Consider the following 14818-nt stretch of genomic DNA (forward strand, 5'->3'; position numbering starts at 1 on the left):
CGTCACGCTTCAGGCGCGCGGTTCGATCGCCAGCGCGTGGCGGAACACGTTCCGCGGGTCCCAGCGCGCCTTCACCTGCTGCAGACGCCGGTAGTTGTCCTTGTAGTAGAGCGTGTGCCACGGCACTTGGGAGGTGTTCCACGCCGGGTCGGCGAGGTCGGCGTCCGCGTAGTTGATGTAGGAGCCGTCGCTGACCTCGCCGGGTACCGGTACGCCACCGGTGTCGGCGTACACGTCACGGTAGAAGGCCCGGATCCAGGCCATGTTGGCCGCATCGTCCGCCGGGTCCGCCCAGGTCGTGTGGTACACCGCCTTCATGACCACATCACGCTGGGCGACCGCTGTGTCCTGTGGCCGCACCGCGTTGACCTGGCCCCCATAGCCGACGAGCAGCATGCCACCGGTCGCGGGGCCGGTGGAGTCGGTCAAGTAGCGGTGGATGATGGAGAGTTGGGCGTCGGTGTACGAGCGGCGCAGATAGGCGGCCTTGTCCTTGAAGCGGCGGGTGATCACATCGCCTGGCTCGCCGGTCCCCGGCCAGGTCATCCGGTGCAGCCAGGGCATCGTCCACTGGGAGTCGCCGGCCGGCTTGACGCCGGTGCCCGCGGTCACGGCGGAGACGAGATCGTCCACCATGCCCTGGACGTTGGGGATGCTGGCGTCGGCCTGGACGATCATCGAGATGCCCTGGGGGCCCTGGTGCGACGGCATGAGGATCGCGTACAGGCCGGTGGCCGGCGAGCCGGGCGCGCTGTTGCGTTCGTGCCAGATCCCGAAGTTGCGCAGCAGGGTGGTGAACGCCTGCTCGGTCATCGTCTGGTCCCAGTCCCAGTGGACCAGGCGCCCCAGCGCCTCGCGGGGCGAGGGCGGCAGCAGGCGGGAGGGGTCGGTGCCGGTGGCCTCGGGTGCCCTCAGCAAGTAGCGGGTGACGACGCCGAAGTTGCCGCCGCCACCGCCGGTGTGGGCCCACCACAGGTCGCGGTGCGGGTCGCCCATCTCGCGGGTGGCCAGCACCGCGCGGGCGGTGCCGTCGCGGTCGACGACCACCACCTCCACGCCGTACAGGTGGTCCACGACCGAGCCGTACCGGCGGGAGAGGGGCCCGTACCCGCCGCCGACGAGGTGTCCGCCCGCACCCACCTCAGGGCAGGAGCCCGCCGGGATCGTCACCCCCCAGCCCTTGAACAGCGTCCGGTAGACCTGTCCGAGGGTGGCCCCCGGCTGCACCGCGAACGCGCGGTGCTCGGCGTCGTAGCCGACCGCGTCCATGGGCGACAGGTCCACCAGCATGCGGACCGCCGGGTCGGCGGTGAAGTTCTCGAAGCAGTGGCCGCCGCTGCGTACCGCGACCCGGCGCCCCAAGCGCACGGCGTCCGACACCGCCTCCACCACCTGACCGGTCGATCCGGCCACGCGGATCTCGTCCGGGTGGCCCACGAAGCGGAAGTTGTTGCCGCGCAGCAGGCTGGTGTACCGGCGGTCGTCCGGGCGGATCGTCTCCGGCCCGAACGCTGTGGGCTCCGAACCATCCGTACCGGTGGCCGCGGCAGCGGGTAGGGCGGCCGATACGCTGCCCGCCGCCATCGCGCCGGCCGTCGCGAGAAGTGCGCGGCGATTGGGTAAGGAGCGATCCGTTCTCTCCAACGTGGGTCTCCGGTCCAGTGGCGCGGCGTGAATGCCCAGAAACGTACACGCGGCGGACCGGATACGTCAGCACTCTCGCAGGGAGTGGTACTGGCCCCACCCGCCCCTACGGCCAGGCCCTTCCCTCGTCGACCGGGCACTCCGTAACGCGAACACCACAACGACACAGAGGAACAATCGCGGCGAACTCCGCATAGTCACAGAGCGTAGAGAACTCCATGATCATCAAGATCGTGCCCGTCGGGCCGCCAACTTCGCCGCGCACATGACCTACTGGCGGACGCTCCTACTGGTGAGCGCAGGTTCGCCCCGTGCCCGGTCCGCGGTGCGGCCCCAGCGGCGGAGAGGCGGTGAGGGCCGCCTGGAACGTCGGCATGAGGCGCATGGCACAACCTGTGTGAAGCCATCCTGCGCGCGAGGGGCAAGCTTGTTCCGGCGAGGGTCTGAGCGCGGAGGTGTACATGTACGGGATGCGGGCGGGGGTGACGCCACCGGCGGGCCGCTGGACCACGTGTCGGCCGGTTTCCTGCGAACGCCACCGTGACAACCGGGTCCTTAAACTCACCGGAAAACCTGCAGCCAGGGGAGAGACACTTATGACGCGCCAGAGGATCCCGGACGACGAGGTCCCCCTCGACGTCCTCACCCACCTGCGCACCGTGTGCCTGAACCTCCCCGACGCGCACGAGGAACCGGCCTGGATCGGCACCCGCTGGCGCATCCGCACCGCGACCTTCGCGCACGTGTACCTGACCGACTGGACCCGCTCAGCCTCCCCGTCGGCGCGCGCCATCGCGACCGAGGGCCTCACCACGACGCTCACGTTCCGCTCGCACGGCGAGGAGTTCGAGGCCCTGACCAACGCGGGCGCCCCGTTCTTCCGCCTCTCCTGGGGCAGGAACGTCGTGGGCATGCGCCTGGACGGGGCCACCGACTGGGCCGAGGTGGCCGAACTCCTCACCGAGAGCTACCGCGTTCAGGCACCGAAGCGGCTCGCGGCGCGGGTCGGCGGGCCGCCCCCGGCGACCGGGTCCGGGCGATGACAGGCTGGTGCTGCTTCACGCTCTGGCCGTCGGGCTGGTGTTGAGCGCCTGCTCGGGCCGCGTGGTGGGCAGCACCGCCCGAAATCGGTGGACGCATCGCTCCCGAGAGCTCTAGGTTTACCCGCGTCCAAGATCGACACGTCCAAGCGGGGTGCATTTGATGAGGGTTCGAGCAGTGGTGGCCGACTGCGGACGGCTGCCCTCCAGGAACGGCAGGACCTCATCGAATTAAGGAATCCCCCCTGTGGATCTTCCACGTATTTGGACCATTCGCGAAAGCAGCCACCGCGTCCACAACCCGATCACCGCTGACAAGCTCGCCACGCTGGGCCAGTCGCTCCATCTGGCACCTGGCACGCGGGCGCTCGACCTCGCCAGCGGAACGGGCGAGATGCTGTGCACCTGGGCGCGTGACCACCGCGTCACGGGAACGGGGGTGGACATCAGCACCGTGTTCACCGAGAAGGCCCGTGCCCGAGCCGCTGAACTCGGAGTCGCCGACCAGGTCGACTTCGTCCACGGCGATGCCTCCGGCCACGTCACGGACGAGCCGGTCGATCTGGCCTCGTGTGTCGGCGCCACCTGGATCGGGGGCGGCGTGGCCGGCACCGTCGAACTGCTGGGCCGCAGCCTCCGCCCAGGCGGCCTCATGCTGATCGGCGAGCCGTACTGGCGTCAGGCACCGCCGACCCAGGACGTCATCGAGGGCTGCCACGCCGGCAGCAGAGCCGACTTTCGGTCGCTGCCGGAGTTGATCGGGCACTTCGGCGACCTCGGCTACGACGTCGTGGAGATGGTGCTGGCCGATCAGGACAGCTGGGACCGGTACCAGGCCGCGCAGTGGTTCAACCTTCGCTGCTGGCTCGACCAGAACCCCGATGACGAGTTGGCCACCGATGTCCGGGCCGAACTCGCCACCGGGCCCGCCCGCTACGTGCAATACACCCGTGAGTACCTCGGCTGGGGCGTCTTCGCGCTGATGAGCCGCTGACACTCCGGGCAGTGCGGGTGTGGGGCGTATGTGGACTGGTCAAAGGTTGGATAGAGCCGCTGATGTTCCCGCGCGACATGATCTTTCCAGTAGGACGCCGACGCCGTGGCGCTGTTCAGTGGTCAACTCGGCCTGGTCAGACCGCCCTTAAATGGCATCGGCGACCTTGACGGCCCCGCCAGTCAGGATGGCCAGGGCGTGGGCGCCAACCCAGTCTTCGGTCCCGGCATCGCCCGGCGAGTGGAAACACCACGCCGCTGACCAGACCTTCTCCAGCACATGGATCAGATCGACGACGATGTGCACGCCGATGTGACGGAGGCGGGCTTCGGCCTGGACCAGGTCGAGTTGGTGCCGGACGCCGTCCACGAGCACCACCCAGCAGCGGCGATGGTGCGGGTCACGGGCCTTGGCGTGGCCGAAGACCTACCGCACGACGTGCTCGGCATCGTGGACGACCGAACCACACAGCCACTTGGCCCGGGCGACCGGGCCGGGCCGAGGAACGTAGTCGCCGGATCGGCCGCCGGGCGGGGCGATGATGTCGTGCGGACACCGCGGGGCCGGTGCGCAGTCGTAGACCGCGCCCAGGGTGGCCATGCGTGTCCGCGCGGTCTTCTCGCCTGCGGTCAGGCGGGTGCGGAAGGTGTGCTGCCTCTTCTCGGCGGCCTGCCGGGTGGCCTCCCGCAGGGCTGCGGGCCTCATCACGATGCCCTTGCCGTCCACAGACAGCACCAACACCGTGTCCGATGTGCACGGTTCGACGACCCGCCCCTTGTTGAAGGCGTCGATGTCACAGGCGGCCTCGACGAGCAGGCCGGCGAGCCGGCGCTTGTCGAGCACCGGGCCGCACCGACGCCAGATGGCCTCCAGCGCGCCGTCATAGGACATGTGGATCGCTTCCCTCACGGCCAGGCGGGCCAGGCCGTGCGAGTGCCGACCCCGCGGCAGCGACAGGGCGGCGTCGGCTGGGTGCATGGTGGTCGCCTCCAGGCGTCGCCAGGCTCCGTGACCCACAAGGCGAGGTGCCGTCTTGGGTGGAAGCCAGCGCGGACCTCCTCAACCCACTCTTGGACCACCGGGACGATCCAGTCGACCTCCGGCACCGTGAGCACCGTGCGCCGCTTGGGCGGGCTGCCCCTGGACGCCCTGCCGTACCGGATCTCCAAAGCGCCAAGGCGCCCGTACTGGGGAGCGCGCGGGTTATGCCGCTGATCGCTCAGGTCCAGCATCGTTGTCTCCCGGCGCCGGGTGCCGGATCCTGGCGAAGGTCTCCGAGGCGGAGAGCATACGCCGTGTGATTCCCACCAGTTGCAGCACGCATACGACGGCGATGACGGCTCGCTGGGCGGTCAGCTCGAACCGGGACCACAGCATGCAGCCGACGGCCACCGGAATGATGGCGGTTCGCATCACCGCGAACGCCATGTCGATGTCGGGCACGTGGACGGCCATCCCCTCAAGGCGCTCCTCGATCGCGTCGAGGCACGGAGTGAGCTGTTTGCGCACCACCTCACGCTGGCGGCACAGCTCCGTGCGGGCGGCGGACGCGGTGGGATCGAAGAGGGTGAAGCGCGGGGTCCAGTCGGGGCCGAAGGTGATGACGCCGCGCAGGGGGTGCAGCTTCCGCAGCCGCTCGGGCCGCCGCAGCGCGGGGTGGTCGGGTAGCTCGGACGGTGTGGAGCGCCGGCGGACGCCGTCGAGATACGCCGTCGTCGCCTTCCGGAAGCGTTCGTAGTCGTCCTGGTCACCGCAGACCAGGAGCACAAACCGCTCGGGGGCCAGGACGCGCCTGGCCTGTGCGTACTCCCACATGGTGCTCGTGGCCGGGCCGCTGTCCCGGCCGAGCCCCGCGACCATGACCACGAGGCGGGCGCGGCGCATGTCCCGGTCCACGACACGCTTCCACTTGTGGTGCGGCAGCAAGTAGCGGTTGGCACCCGGCAGATAGGGCAGCGGCTCGCTCGCGTCCCCCACTGCGATGACGGCTCCGAGTCGCTGGATCTCGCGCACGACGCGCACCTCCCGCGGGCTCTCGTGGACCAGGCCGTTTCCGTAGCCGAGGGCCTCGCCCAGGACGTGGTTCCACAGTGGCTGAGTGCTCAGGTGGTCGGCGTCGGCTAGCCGACCGTCCACCTGGAAGTTGCGCAGGTAGAGGACGAAGCTGCCGTCCGTGCAGCGGTCACTCGACTCCAGCGGCAGTATGAGCCGCCGCAGGGACCGCACCGAGAGCCTCCGGTAGAGCGGGAGGCAGACGCCGAACGCCGCCGTGAGCAGCAGCAGCCCGAAGGCGCCGTTCTCCCACGGGCCCTGCCGGGTCTGCGCCCAGGCGACGACCTTCATCAGGCCGAGCGTCGTCGCCATACAGAACACCAGCTTGTTCCCCCAGGCGGCCCAGGATTCCCGGCCGGTGCTGCGCAGGACGTGCCGCAGCGACTGTCCCGGCGTCGCCGGTATCCAGCCGCTCACGAGGCGAGGGGTATGAAGCCCAGCAGGCAGGCGAGGGCGAAGACGATCAGGACCCACTGCTCCACGAAACTGAGCTGGAGGGACCTTTCCGGGTCGTGACCCTCGCCGAGGAAGGCCCGCTCCACGCGCGAGTACGCGTACGCGGGCAGCCGCTCCTCCATGGCGCCGATGACCGCGCATTTGACCTTGTTGAGATGGCGGTAGGAGCGCACCAGGACGAGCCACGACACGCACATCGACAGCAGGACCAGGAGTCCGCGCACCAGCCACACCGAGATGCCGTCCCGCAGGTCGGGGGCGGCCGTCGCCAGGACGGTGACCAGGACACTGTTGACGGTGAGGAAGAAGGTGTTGGAGGCGGTGCGCCGGGCGCTCACGCGGTCGGCCAGGTCCACGCGGAGCTTGTACCGCTCGAACACCGTGGTCCGGTAGCGGTCGGAGGAATCCGTGTCCCTGTAGTCCTCCGGGCCTATGGCCTCGTTCCAGAGCGTGTCCCGCATCTCGGTCATGCCCAGATGGTGCCTCAACTCCCGCCCCGTATACCGAGCTTTGCGTGGGAGATGGGGTTGGCCGTTTGGGCTTGACGGTCGCGACGACCGGGCACATGGACCTGTCCCCGGCCACCCTTGCCCTGGTGCGGGCCACGCTCGACCGGCTGCTCGTGCCCCGTGCGAAGGCAGAACCGGCACGCCCATACCAGGTCGCCGTACCGGCACCGTCAGCACGCCGATCGGCGAGTCCCCTTCAGCCTCGTGTGCCTCGCCCGTCTCATCCACGCGGACTTCCCTGGCCCGTTCGTCGTCCGCTACCTCGTCGAGAACCTCGCGCACCGTGACGCGGGCCCCCTCCAGCTGCACCAGGCGTTCCTCAGCTGTCTCCAACTGCTCGGTCAACTCAGCGATCTGTGCCTGCAGTTCACTCACGCGCTCCCGCGCTGCGGCCTCGCATTGCTCACGGGGCCTGGCTCACGTGTAGCTGCAGCCAGTGGTCGAGAGCGGCGAAGTCCTCGCTCGTGATGCCTTGTCGGGGGTCGATGCGGTACAGAAGGGCTGGGCCTGGGTGGTGTGCCTCCATCCAGGTGCGGTCGGTGTCGGTGATCTCGTCATCGACCCATACGAAGGGGCGTCCGGCGGCCCAGTGGAGGAGATCACGGGTCTTCCAGTGGAGCCCGTCCTTCTCGTCCTCGCCGGTCGGCTCGGGCCAGGTCACTACGGGCAGTTCCGGCAGGCCGAGCCACGGTGCGATGCATTCGTTCGCGTCGGACATCCAAGTCGTGGCCCACACCAGCTCGCACGGCAGCGCCAACAGCCGGGGACCGTGCGCCGGATTGATCCTGGTGATCAGCGGATTCGCGTCGGCTTCCTGCGTCTCGTGCCCGGTCCGGTAGGTCGGGTATCCGTTGGGAAGCTGTTGCTGGGCCGCTCCGAAGGGAATGAGCGGTCCATCGACATCGAGAAAGAGGAGAGGCAGCGTAGAACCGATCACCATCGCACGGTAGCGGTGCCCGGGCTCAGGCGACAGCGGTCCTGGCCCAGTCCCCGGGCAGGCTGATTCCGCTTCGGGAGGACTGTGAGGGCGGCGATGGGCTCGTTGATCGAAGAACTCCGACAGCGAGGGCTGGGGCCTGCACGCAGGTGCAGGAACTTCGGGAACAGATTGCCGAGTTCAGCGAGAGGCTCACGGCAGCTGAGGAGTGATTGTCCCGGCTGTGACGCTGAGTGCTGGCTGAGTACCGGGTTTCCCGTTGTCCTCGAGGGCCACCACGGCACCTGCTGGCAGGGATCGTTGTCGGGGCGCGAGCGCGCGAACAGCATCGTGAGGGCCTGCTGGTGCGCGGCAGGATGGTCGACGGCACAGCTCGCAGCGGTCTGCAGGATCGCGTGTATGGCCGTGCCGTGATGGGCCGCCGCACGTGCCGTGGGCGGGCGCGGTGAGACCGGGATGACGGCGTTCGCCGTCATCCCGTGCGGGCCCGTGGGGCCGATGGTCGTCAAGACGGCGACGCCGGTGGCGAAGTGCCGCATGACGTCGCGGAATTGCTCGAGGGAGCCTGCCGAGCCCGGGGCACGGCGCACGTCATGGGCCGGGTCACCACACGGGCTCCTCGGGCTCGGGTCCGGCCATCGCCGGAAAGTGCGGGACGACGTCCTCGATGAGCTGCGCGACGACCTCGGCTGCGGGCCGACGGCCGTGCTGCACGCCGAGGGCGGCGTGGTTGATGCCGCGCTCCTGCCACCGGTGCAACTGCTCGATCAGCGCCTGGGTGCCGATCCTCAGGACGAAGCCGCCGCGCAGCGACTGCGGTGGGGCGTGCGGGTCCTCGGCCAGGTCGAGCCACTCGTTGGTGGCCACCGGCTTGAACCGGCCGCCCGGGATGAGTTCCCGCCAGGCCGCCACCTTGTGGCCGAGCGCGTCGGTGCCGGCGATCGAGTTCGGGGATCCAGGGTGGACCAGCCAGCCGTCGGCGTGCTCGGCGATCCACTCCGGCTTCTGCTGCGAGGAGCCGGTGACCAGAAGCGGAATCCGCCGAGCGACCGGCTTGGGCAGGAGGTCGAGCCCGCCGCCCATGCGGCCCAGAGCCGAGGAGATGGTCGGGCCTGTCGTCTCCGTCAGCCCCCGGAACCACTCGAACGCGTCGCGGTACCGCTCTCCCCGCGTGGTGTGGTCGAGCCCGTAGGCGGGAAACTCCGAGGCCCGGTCTCCGGATGCCGCTCCGAGGACCAGGCGGCCACCGGCGAGCTGGTCGATCGAGGCGGCCTGCTTGGCCAGGTCGATGGGGTGGCGCAGCGTGAAGACCGCGCTGCCCGCCGCCAACGACAGGCGCTTGGTGTGCGCGGCCAGCCAGGACAGGTAGGTCCAGGGGTCGTAGACCTGCCCCACGTCACCGAAGCCCGGGTCGAGTAGGGGAACATCGCGGACCCACACCGCCGAGAGCGGCGACGCGTCGGCGCGCTTGATCACCTCTGCCTGTCCGGCCATGGCTTTCATGTCGCCCGCGTACGGCCACAGCGGCAAGAAGAGACCGAGCGTCAGTCGCCCGGGAGCAAACATGCGCCCGAACCCCGGATGGGCGTCAAGGACGGATACGTCGTTCATCGCACCTCCACTAGATCGATCAATCCAGTGGAGCGTAACAGGCTAGATCGATCGATCTATTCGGTAGCCTGATGTCATGAACGCCACCAAGGCCACGGAGCAGACGACAGCCGGGCGGGCAGAGCCGAGCGATACCCGCACCCGGCTCGTCATGGCGACGGCGACGCTGCTGCAGCGCCAGGGATACGAAGGCACGAGCATCAAGCAGATCCTCAATGAGGCAGCAGCCACCTACGGCTCCCTCTACCACCACTTCCCCCGGGGCAAGGAAGAACTGGCCGCCGAAGCACTGCGGTTCGGAGCCGAGGACTTCGCCGAGCTGCTGCGCCAGGGCCTGACCGCAACCGACGACCCCGCCGACGCGATCGCAGGCTGCGCGCATCTGATGGCCGACGCGCTGCGTGAGTCCGACTGGACCGACGGATGCCCCGTGGCGGCCACCGCACTGGAGATCATCGGCCGGTCCCCGCTGATCCAACGCGCCTCGGACGAAGCGTTGCGCCAGTGGCGCGAGTTGATCGCAGTCAGGCTGCGGGACGCTGGCATGCCAGAGGGCGAGGCGGCGGCGCTCGCCTGCACCGTCCTGTCGGCGCTGGAAGGCGCCGAACTGATCAGCCGCGTCTCCGGCGATGACGCCCCGCTGCGCTGCGCGGCGGAACACCTTGCGACCCTGGTCCGTGCCTCTCTGTGAGACCGGCCTTCTCTTCGCATCGCAAGACAGGCGGCTGAACGAGACCGCCCTCGTACGTGGCCACCCGGCACACGAGCGATCGGCGCCGGCGCCTGGTCGCCGCAGCGAGGCGCCGGATCGCATCCGGGATCAGAGACCCCGCTCTTCAACGGTCAGCACGAGCCGATCTCTTGTAGCCGACCCTGGACTCGCCCCTAGTCGCCCACGACCCGTACCGATCCGGGCCCCGCCGCCAAGCCGAGCCAGTCCGGAACGTCCACACAGTCCCGTTCGGGTGGCACCTCACGGTTTCGCGTCGACCACCTCGGCGTCGGCGGAGAGCCGCAGCCACCGCGAATCGACGTCAGCACGGGCCTCGTCGAACTCGTGATGCTCTCGGGTATGCAGCCGGACCGCCAGTCCGTCGGGGTCACGGAACACCAGAACCCAGCCGATGATGCCGCGCAGCCCGCCGGAGTTCTTGACGCCGAGAGCGTCGAGGTGGCCGATCCACGCCCGCAGGTCGGCCCGCGCCGGGACCGGTAAGTGACCGGGGAGCGGGACGTCAAGGTCAACGGTCGCGGCCACAAGGTTCTGCGGCATCCTGACGTCGGCGTGATCTCCGTACATTTCGAAGTGCTCACGCCACTGCAAGATCCGGACCAGCGGTTGGTGATCTACCGCGCCGCGGACGATGACAGCCAGTCTGCACTGGACCTGTTGAGCCCACGGTGATGGGGCGTGACATGTGACGACAGGCCCTTTCCCGTGGCGGCGGCGAAATCCGCGGCGGACGCGGGCGGGCCCGTCGAGTAGCGGCTCACGATCCAGTCGGGAGACCCGCCGTCCCCACTGCCGGAGCCCGTCGCCCACCTGATGCGGGCCTGCCTCCAGTCCCGCCAGCACCTGCCCTGCGCCAGCAGCAGCGGCGCCGAGCATGTTCTGGGACCGGCGGAACTTCGGCAGGAACACCTCGTCGGCCGGAGTGAGGGTTGAAGTACCGGATCAGCTCGTCCCGCCCGATCGCCGGGGCCAGAAGATGAGGTGAGCCCCGCGCTCGTCCAGGCAGCCATGTGATTGGTGGGCAACCATTCCGGCGACCTGCTGGTCATGTCCGTGCCACCCGCGTACCGGGTGGGCTTTGGCAGCTCCGCCTCGGGACGTTCCTGAGGCGCTGGAACATGGGGAAACGTCTTTTATGCATCACCGCATCACCGTGGCAGGCTTCGCCGGGGCCCTCGCCCTGTCCGCACTCACGATCCCGGCGGCCGCGCAGGCGGATGACTTCTCGGGCGACATCAAGATCACGAAGGTGGTCGTCAACGGAGGGAAGAACATCGTCCTGGGGACCACGGACGTGAAGACGTTCACCATCGTGGTGACCGCCACGGACGACTCGGGCATCGCGACCGGAAACACCTTCCCGGTCATGTGGCACACCGAGTTCCCGAACGGCGAGAACTACGGTCTCGTGGTGCCCGGCAACGTCGCGGGCAAGTGCGTGCGCCAGAACTCCACCACGACCACCTGCACCCACACGCTGAAGATCAACCCGCGCATCCACGTCCAGGACAACACCACGGCCGGGACCTGGACCGTGAGATCCCACGTCCTGGCCAACGACGGTGACTACATGACCAAGGATTCCGCCGCGAAGGCGAAGGTCCTGCGCAATTCCCGACTGAGCGTCAACGCCTCGCCGGAACCGGTGAAGAAGAACAAGACGATCACCGTCACGGGCGCCCTGACCCGCGCCAACTGGGAGACCTACAAGTACGGGGGCTACACCAAGCAGCCGGTGAAGCTCCAGTTCAAGAAGAAGGGAACCAGCACCTACAAGACCCTCAAGACCGTCACGACAGACAGCAAGGGCAACCTGAGGACGACGACGAAGGCCACGGCGGACGGCTACTTCCGCTACTCCTTCGCAGGCACCTCCACCACTGCGCCGGTCGCCTCCGCGGCGGACTACGTCGACGTGAAGTAACCCGCGGGAGGGCCATCCATCCTCCAGCAAGCGCAGAAGGCCCAGGCCGGAGACTCTTCGGTCCGGGCCTTCCTGGGTTCGATGGAACCCGCAACCAGCACGCCGCCGGCGACCACGGTGCGCTGGGTGCAGAGAGCGAAACAGAAGGGTCAGCGGCCGCCGTTCCCCCAAGGAGCCAGGAGGTCGGCGATCCTCCGTACCGACGCGATGACTTCGGCGGTGTCGACGGCCGTGTAGCACAGTCGGAAGTAGCCCGGCTCGGCGCACGACAGGAGTTGTCCGGGGAGCAGCTGCACCTGGGCGTACGTGGCGAGGTACCAGCGCAGCCACTCCTCCTCGCTGGAGATGTTCGGGAAGAGGATCGGCAGCGCGACCGTCCCCTTCTTCTCGGCCTGCGCGCTCTTCTCGGCGAACGGCTCCGGCACGCGGTCGAGTTGCGGGAAGTGCGGCCCGATCTCCGGCGGGATCACCGTGCCCGACGGCGGCAGATAGGCGCGCAGGTCGAGCCAGAAGAACTGCGCCGCGTTCTGCCCTTCGCGGTAGCGGTACGGGATTCCGCCGTCATCGAGGGCACGGCGGATTTCCTGGAACGCGGTCGTCAGCCAGCCCCGGTACTGCTTCATCAGCTCGAGAGGGTAGCTCTTGCCGCCGCTGGTGGTGTCCAGCATCTTCCCGATGACGAAGTGTTTGAGCGAGTCGAACGGGCTGAACCAGGAGAGGGAGTTCTGCTTGTCCTTGATGCCCTGCATGGTCTGGTGGACCACCGGCGACCTGGAGATCACGACTCCGGCCTTGAAGCCCGACATCCCGAAGTCCTTGGCGAATCCCCATACGACGTGCACCCGGTTCTTCGCCTCCGGATTGTTCCGGTAGGCGTCCAGCGCAAGGGCGCTGACGAACTCCGGCTGGGCCCCGGTGAGTTGGGAGTGGGCGTAGATCTCGTCGGAGATGATGTGCATGCCGGTCTCGGTGAGAACCCACCGGTAGATGCTCTCCAGCAGGTCCTTGCCGTAGTTGTCGCCCAGCGGGTTGTTGGGGTTGGTGAGGACGAGCAGCTTCGGCGGCTCCGGCTGGGTCCGGTAGGCGTGTTGCAGATCTGCCAGGGTGAGCTCGAAGTTCTCCGCTCCCCTCTCCTGGAGGTGAACGGGAACAGTGATCAGTTCGGGCCGTTGCTCGAAACACCAGTTGAAGCCCTGCCAGTAGGGGGCGGGCAGCAGCACCCGGTCACCGCTCCGCAGGATCCCGCCGTCCTTGAGCGCGAACGCCAGGCACTCCAGGGCGGCCGACGTCCCCGATGTGCCGAAGATGTCCTCGCTCCTCAGGTCCGGGGAGAGCATCGGCTGGAGCATTTCCGCGATGTTGTGGCGGATGTCCGGGCTGCCGTACGAAGGGGCGTACTTGACGTCTTTCTGCTCGAGGACGCCGAGCCCGTCGAAGACGTTGTCCCGCAGCGATGGATAGACCAGCACGTTCTCCGCCGTGGCGAGGTTGACCACGTCCGGGTACAGATCCTGGTGGACGGCCAGCCGCTGCTCCGGGTCGGCGGCCCCGGCGAGCAGCGCCGTGATCTCCTCGGGGCTCCGGTCCTCGTAGCCCTGCTGCGGTGTCGTGGTGCCCTTCGCGTTCCTGGCCATCCTGGAATCCTCACTCGACAGGTGCGCTTTCCTGACAAGCCCCCATCTTTCGGGAGGATCAAGGATGATGAACAGGGCGCAAACCGGTCACATGGGGCGGTGACGGCATCAGTCAGATCACCTCGCCCCACGATTGCCCACGCGGCGGCGCGCCGTTCACCCAGGGCATGACCGAGCTGCGCACCCGAGACTCTCGTGGAGGGCCCGGGCGCGTGAAGGTCATCGCCTCCGGTGCCGATCTCGACCATCTTCGCGCCGAGCCTGTGCAGTTCGTGCGGTTCGCGCAGTTCGCGCATCGTGATGCTGCCGCGCCCGCGGTCCGGCTCGGCGTGCCACACGACGTGTCCGGCGACAGTGCCGTCGTCGTCCTCGGCGACCGCCACCTGCCGGTGCTGGTCCGGGGCATGCAGTGCGGGGACCTCGCGACGGCACTCTCCGAGCTGCGCCGCTCACGTCGTGGGGCGGGTTGGCTCCCGTCGTCAGAACGCCGGGGCGATCCTGATCTCGGCCACTGTGCCCTCGCCCCGCAGGGCCAGCGGCCCCGGGCCTGGGTGATGTACGCAGTCGAGACGGCCCAGCGAGGTCTCCTGTCCGTCCGGGCCACCGGCGGTGACCCCTTCGCTGGCGGCCATGACGAGGAGAGTCTCGTGCGTGGCGCACGCCAGCGTGGCCGTCCGTCCGGCGGTGACGGGGAGGATCCGCACGTGTGCCGTTGCCCGGCCCCTGCGGGTCATCACGTTCATGTCGCGGACCGCGCCTGCCTCCAGTCGGCAGTCCGTTGCCGCGTCGCCGGAGAAGGCGAAGGGGGCCAACGGCTCGACCAGTTGGGGTCTCCCGTCCACGGTGAGCACCATGCCTTCGCCCTCGACCAGGGTGATCACGCGGTCGATCCCGGGGAAGGAAGAGAAGGGTCCGTGCGTGTCCACGTCCGCGACGCTGACCCGCCAGTCGAAACCGTCGGTGGCCTTAGTGGAGGCGAGGGGCTCCGGCACGGCACCCGACGCGACCTCCCGGGTCACGCCGCCGCCGTTCTTCCACGGCACGCTGGGGTATTCGCTCCAGCGCAGGACATCAACGCCCATACGTCGCCGCCTCCATCGTCGTCATCCGTCCGGCCACCCTCATCCGAGGTCAGCCTACGTGTCGACCGGGTGGTCGGAGCGGGGCGGGCCGCGCCGTCGGGTGGAGCGAGTGCGAAGGTCCGGCGCGGGCCCGAGCGCCAGGCCGTGAAGGCAGCGGCGCCCTGCCAGGCCTCGGCCGGGCGGGGGGGCGCGCCCACGGTGA

General features: G+C 68.8%; 16 protein-coding genes. 5 read left to right on the forward strand and 11 right to left on the reverse strand.

The window, feature by feature from the left end; all coding sequences use genetic code 11:
- Nucleotides 1-9: 9 nt before the first annotated feature.
- On the reverse strand, nucleotides 10-1584 hold the full coding sequence (locus ACFWZ2_RS08730) for an FAD-binding oxidoreductase (RefSeq protein WP_384543767.1): 1575 nt from the start codon (nucleotides 1582-1584) through the stop codon (nucleotides 10-12).
- Nucleotides 1585-2240: 656 nt separating this feature from the next.
- On the opposite strand from ACFWZ2_RS08730, the gene ACFWZ2_RS08735 reads away from it, so the two are divergent.
- Together ACFWZ2_RS08735 and ACFWZ2_RS08740 are read left to right on the forward strand one after the other, a co-directional pair.
- Nucleotides 2241-2687, forward strand: coding sequence for an MmcQ/YjbR family DNA-binding protein (locus ACFWZ2_RS08735; RefSeq protein WP_384543769.1), 447 nt, complete (start codon nucleotides 2241-2243; stop codon nucleotides 2685-2687).
- 244 nt (nucleotides 2688-2931) lie between these two features.
- On the forward strand, nucleotides 2932-3678 hold the full coding sequence (locus ACFWZ2_RS08740; RefSeq protein ID WP_384543771.1) for an SAM-dependent methyltransferase: 747 nt from the start codon (nucleotides 2932-2934) through the stop codon (nucleotides 3676-3678).
- 147 nt (nucleotides 3679-3825) lie between these two features.
- Here ACFWZ2_RS08740 and ACFWZ2_RS08745 read toward each other — a convergent pair whose 3' ends face one another.
- The 7 genes from ACFWZ2_RS08745 to ACFWZ2_RS08775 form a co-directional block, all read right to left on the reverse strand.
- The gene (locus ACFWZ2_RS08745) at nucleotides 3826-4056 is read right to left on the reverse strand and encodes a hypothetical protein (protein ID WP_384543773.1); all 231 of its coding nucleotides are present in this window, start codon (nucleotides 4054-4056) and stop codon (nucleotides 3826-3828) included.
- Nucleotides 4057-4104: 48 nt separating this feature from the next.
- Nucleotides 4105-4656: a hypothetical protein gene (locus tag ACFWZ2_RS08750; RefSeq protein ID WP_384543775.1), complete on the reverse strand. Its 552-nt coding sequence runs from the start codon at nucleotides 4654-4656 to the stop codon at nucleotides 4105-4107.
- 225 nt (nucleotides 4657-4881) lie between these two features.
- Complete coding sequence (locus tag ACFWZ2_RS08755) at nucleotides 4882-6147, reverse strand: hypothetical protein (protein WP_384543777.1); 1266 nt, start codon at nucleotides 6145-6147, stop codon at nucleotides 4882-4884.
- Complete coding sequence (locus tag ACFWZ2_RS08760; protein WP_384543779.1) at nucleotides 6144-6656, reverse strand: hypothetical protein; 513 nt, start codon at nucleotides 6654-6656, stop codon at nucleotides 6144-6146. Before ACFWZ2_RS08760 ends, ACFWZ2_RS08755 begins: the two co-directional genes overlap by 4 nt.
- Before the next feature lie 442 nt (nucleotides 6657-7098).
- A complete protein-coding gene (locus ACFWZ2_RS08765; protein WP_384543781.1) occupies nucleotides 7099-7635 on the reverse strand; it encodes an HAD domain-containing protein in 537 nt (178 codons plus the stop codon).
- Nucleotides 7629-8171 carry a flavin reductase family protein gene (locus ACFWZ2_RS08770; RefSeq protein ID WP_384543783.1) on the reverse strand — a complete coding sequence of 181 codons (543 nt, stop codon included), beginning with the start codon at nucleotides 8169-8171 and terminating at the stop codon, nucleotides 7629-7631. The genes ACFWZ2_RS08765 and ACFWZ2_RS08770 overlap by 7 nt, the downstream gene beginning before the upstream one ends.
- 64 nt (nucleotides 8172-8235) lie before the next feature.
- Nucleotides 8236-9243: an LLM class oxidoreductase gene (locus ACFWZ2_RS08775; protein WP_384543785.1), complete on the reverse strand. Its 1008-nt coding sequence runs from the start codon at nucleotides 9241-9243 to the stop codon at nucleotides 8236-8238.
- A 76-nt stretch (nucleotides 9244-9319) separates the two neighbouring features.
- Here ACFWZ2_RS08775 and ACFWZ2_RS08780 point away from each other — a divergent pair, with 76 nt between their 5' ends.
- A complete protein-coding gene (locus ACFWZ2_RS08780; protein ID WP_384543787.1) occupies nucleotides 9320-9934 on the forward strand; it encodes a TetR/AcrR family transcriptional regulator in 615 nt (204 codons plus the stop codon).
- 282 nt (nucleotides 9935-10216) lie between these two features.
- Here the strand turns inward: ACFWZ2_RS08780 and ACFWZ2_RS08785 are convergent, their stop codons facing one another.
- Nucleotides 10217-10516, reverse strand: a complete 300-nt coding sequence (locus tag ACFWZ2_RS08785; protein ID WP_384543789.1) for a hypothetical protein — start codon at nucleotides 10514-10516, stop codon at nucleotides 10217-10219.
- 12 nt (nucleotides 10517-10528) lie between these two features.
- Between ACFWZ2_RS08785 and ACFWZ2_RS08790 the strand changes: the two genes are divergently transcribed.
- Nucleotides 10529-10648, forward strand: a complete 120-nt coding sequence (locus tag ACFWZ2_RS08790; RefSeq protein WP_384543791.1) for a hypothetical protein — start codon at nucleotides 10529-10531, stop codon at nucleotides 10646-10648.
- 463 nt (nucleotides 10649-11111) lie between these two features.
- Complete coding sequence (locus tag ACFWZ2_RS08795; protein WP_384543793.1) at nucleotides 11112-11900, forward strand: calcium-binding protein; 789 nt, start codon at nucleotides 11112-11114, stop codon at nucleotides 11898-11900.
- 149 nt (nucleotides 11901-12049) lie between these two features.
- Here the strand turns inward: ACFWZ2_RS08795 and ACFWZ2_RS08800 are convergent, their stop codons facing one another.
- Both ACFWZ2_RS08800 and ACFWZ2_RS08805 read right to left on the reverse strand, forming a co-directional pair.
- Nucleotides 12050-13534: an aminotransferase class I/II-fold pyridoxal phosphate-dependent enzyme gene (locus ACFWZ2_RS08800; protein WP_384543795.1), complete on the reverse strand. Its 1485-nt coding sequence runs from the start codon at nucleotides 13532-13534 to the stop codon at nucleotides 12050-12052.
- 479 nt (nucleotides 13535-14013) lie between these two features.
- The gene (locus ACFWZ2_RS08805) at nucleotides 14014-14616 is read right to left on the reverse strand and encodes a HutD family protein (RefSeq protein ID WP_384543797.1); all 603 of its coding nucleotides are present in this window, start codon (nucleotides 14614-14616) and stop codon (nucleotides 14014-14016) included.
- Nucleotides 14617-14818: the final 202 nt, after the last annotated feature.

The sequence above is a fragment of the Streptomyces sp. NPDC059002 genome (genome assembly GCF_042740435.1).
Taxonomy (GTDB): Bacteria; Actinomycetota; Actinomycetes; order Streptomycetales; family Streptomycetaceae; genus Streptomyces.

What these genes read in the sequence shown, in the direction of transcription:
- ACFWZ2_RS08730 (WP_384543767.1), bottom strand. Translation starts at nt 1,584, where the DNA reads ATGGCGGCGGGCAGCGTATCGGCCGCCCTACCCGCTGCCGCGGCCACC.
- ACFWZ2_RS08735 (WP_384543769.1), top strand. Translation starts at nt 2,241, where the DNA reads ATGACGCGCCAGAGGATCCCGGACGACGAGGTCCCCCTCGACGTCCTC.
- ACFWZ2_RS08750 (WP_384543775.1), bottom strand. Translation starts at nt 4,656, where the DNA reads ATGCACCCAGCCGACGCCGCCCTGTCGCTGCCGCGGGGTCGGCACTCG.
- ACFWZ2_RS08760 (WP_384543779.1), bottom strand. Translation starts at nt 6,656, where the DNA reads ATGACCGAGATGCGGGACACGCTCTGGAACGAGGCCATAGGCCCGGAG.
- ACFWZ2_RS08765 (WP_384543781.1), bottom strand. Translation starts at nt 7,635, where the DNA reads ATGGTGATCGGTTCTACGCTGCCTCTCCTCTTTCTCGATGTCGATGGA.
- ACFWZ2_RS08770 (WP_384543783.1), bottom strand. Translation starts at nt 8,171, where the DNA reads ATGCGGCACTTCGCCACCGGCGTCGCCGTCTTGACGACCATCGGCCCC.
- ACFWZ2_RS08775 (WP_384543785.1), bottom strand. Translation starts at nt 9,243, where the DNA reads ATGAACGACGTATCCGTCCTTGACGCCCATCCGGGGTTCGGGCGCATG.
- ACFWZ2_RS08780 (WP_384543787.1), top strand. Translation starts at nt 9,320, where the DNA reads ATGAACGCCACCAAGGCCACGGAGCAGACGACAGCCGGGCGGGCAGAG.
- ACFWZ2_RS08785 (WP_384543789.1), bottom strand. Translation starts at nt 10,516, where the DNA reads ATGCCGCAGAACCTTGTGGCCGCGACCGTTGACCTTGACGTCCCGCTC.
- ACFWZ2_RS08795 (WP_384543793.1), top strand. Translation starts at nt 11,112, where the DNA reads ATGCATCACCGCATCACCGTGGCAGGCTTCGCCGGGGCCCTCGCCCTG.
- ACFWZ2_RS08800 (WP_384543795.1), bottom strand. Translation starts at nt 13,534, where the DNA reads ATGGCCAGGAACGCGAAGGGCACCACGACACCGCAGCAGGGCTACGAG.
- ACFWZ2_RS08805 (WP_384543797.1), bottom strand. Translation starts at nt 14,616, where the DNA reads ATGGGCGTTGATGTCCTGCGCTGGAGCGAATACCCCAGCGTGCCGTGG.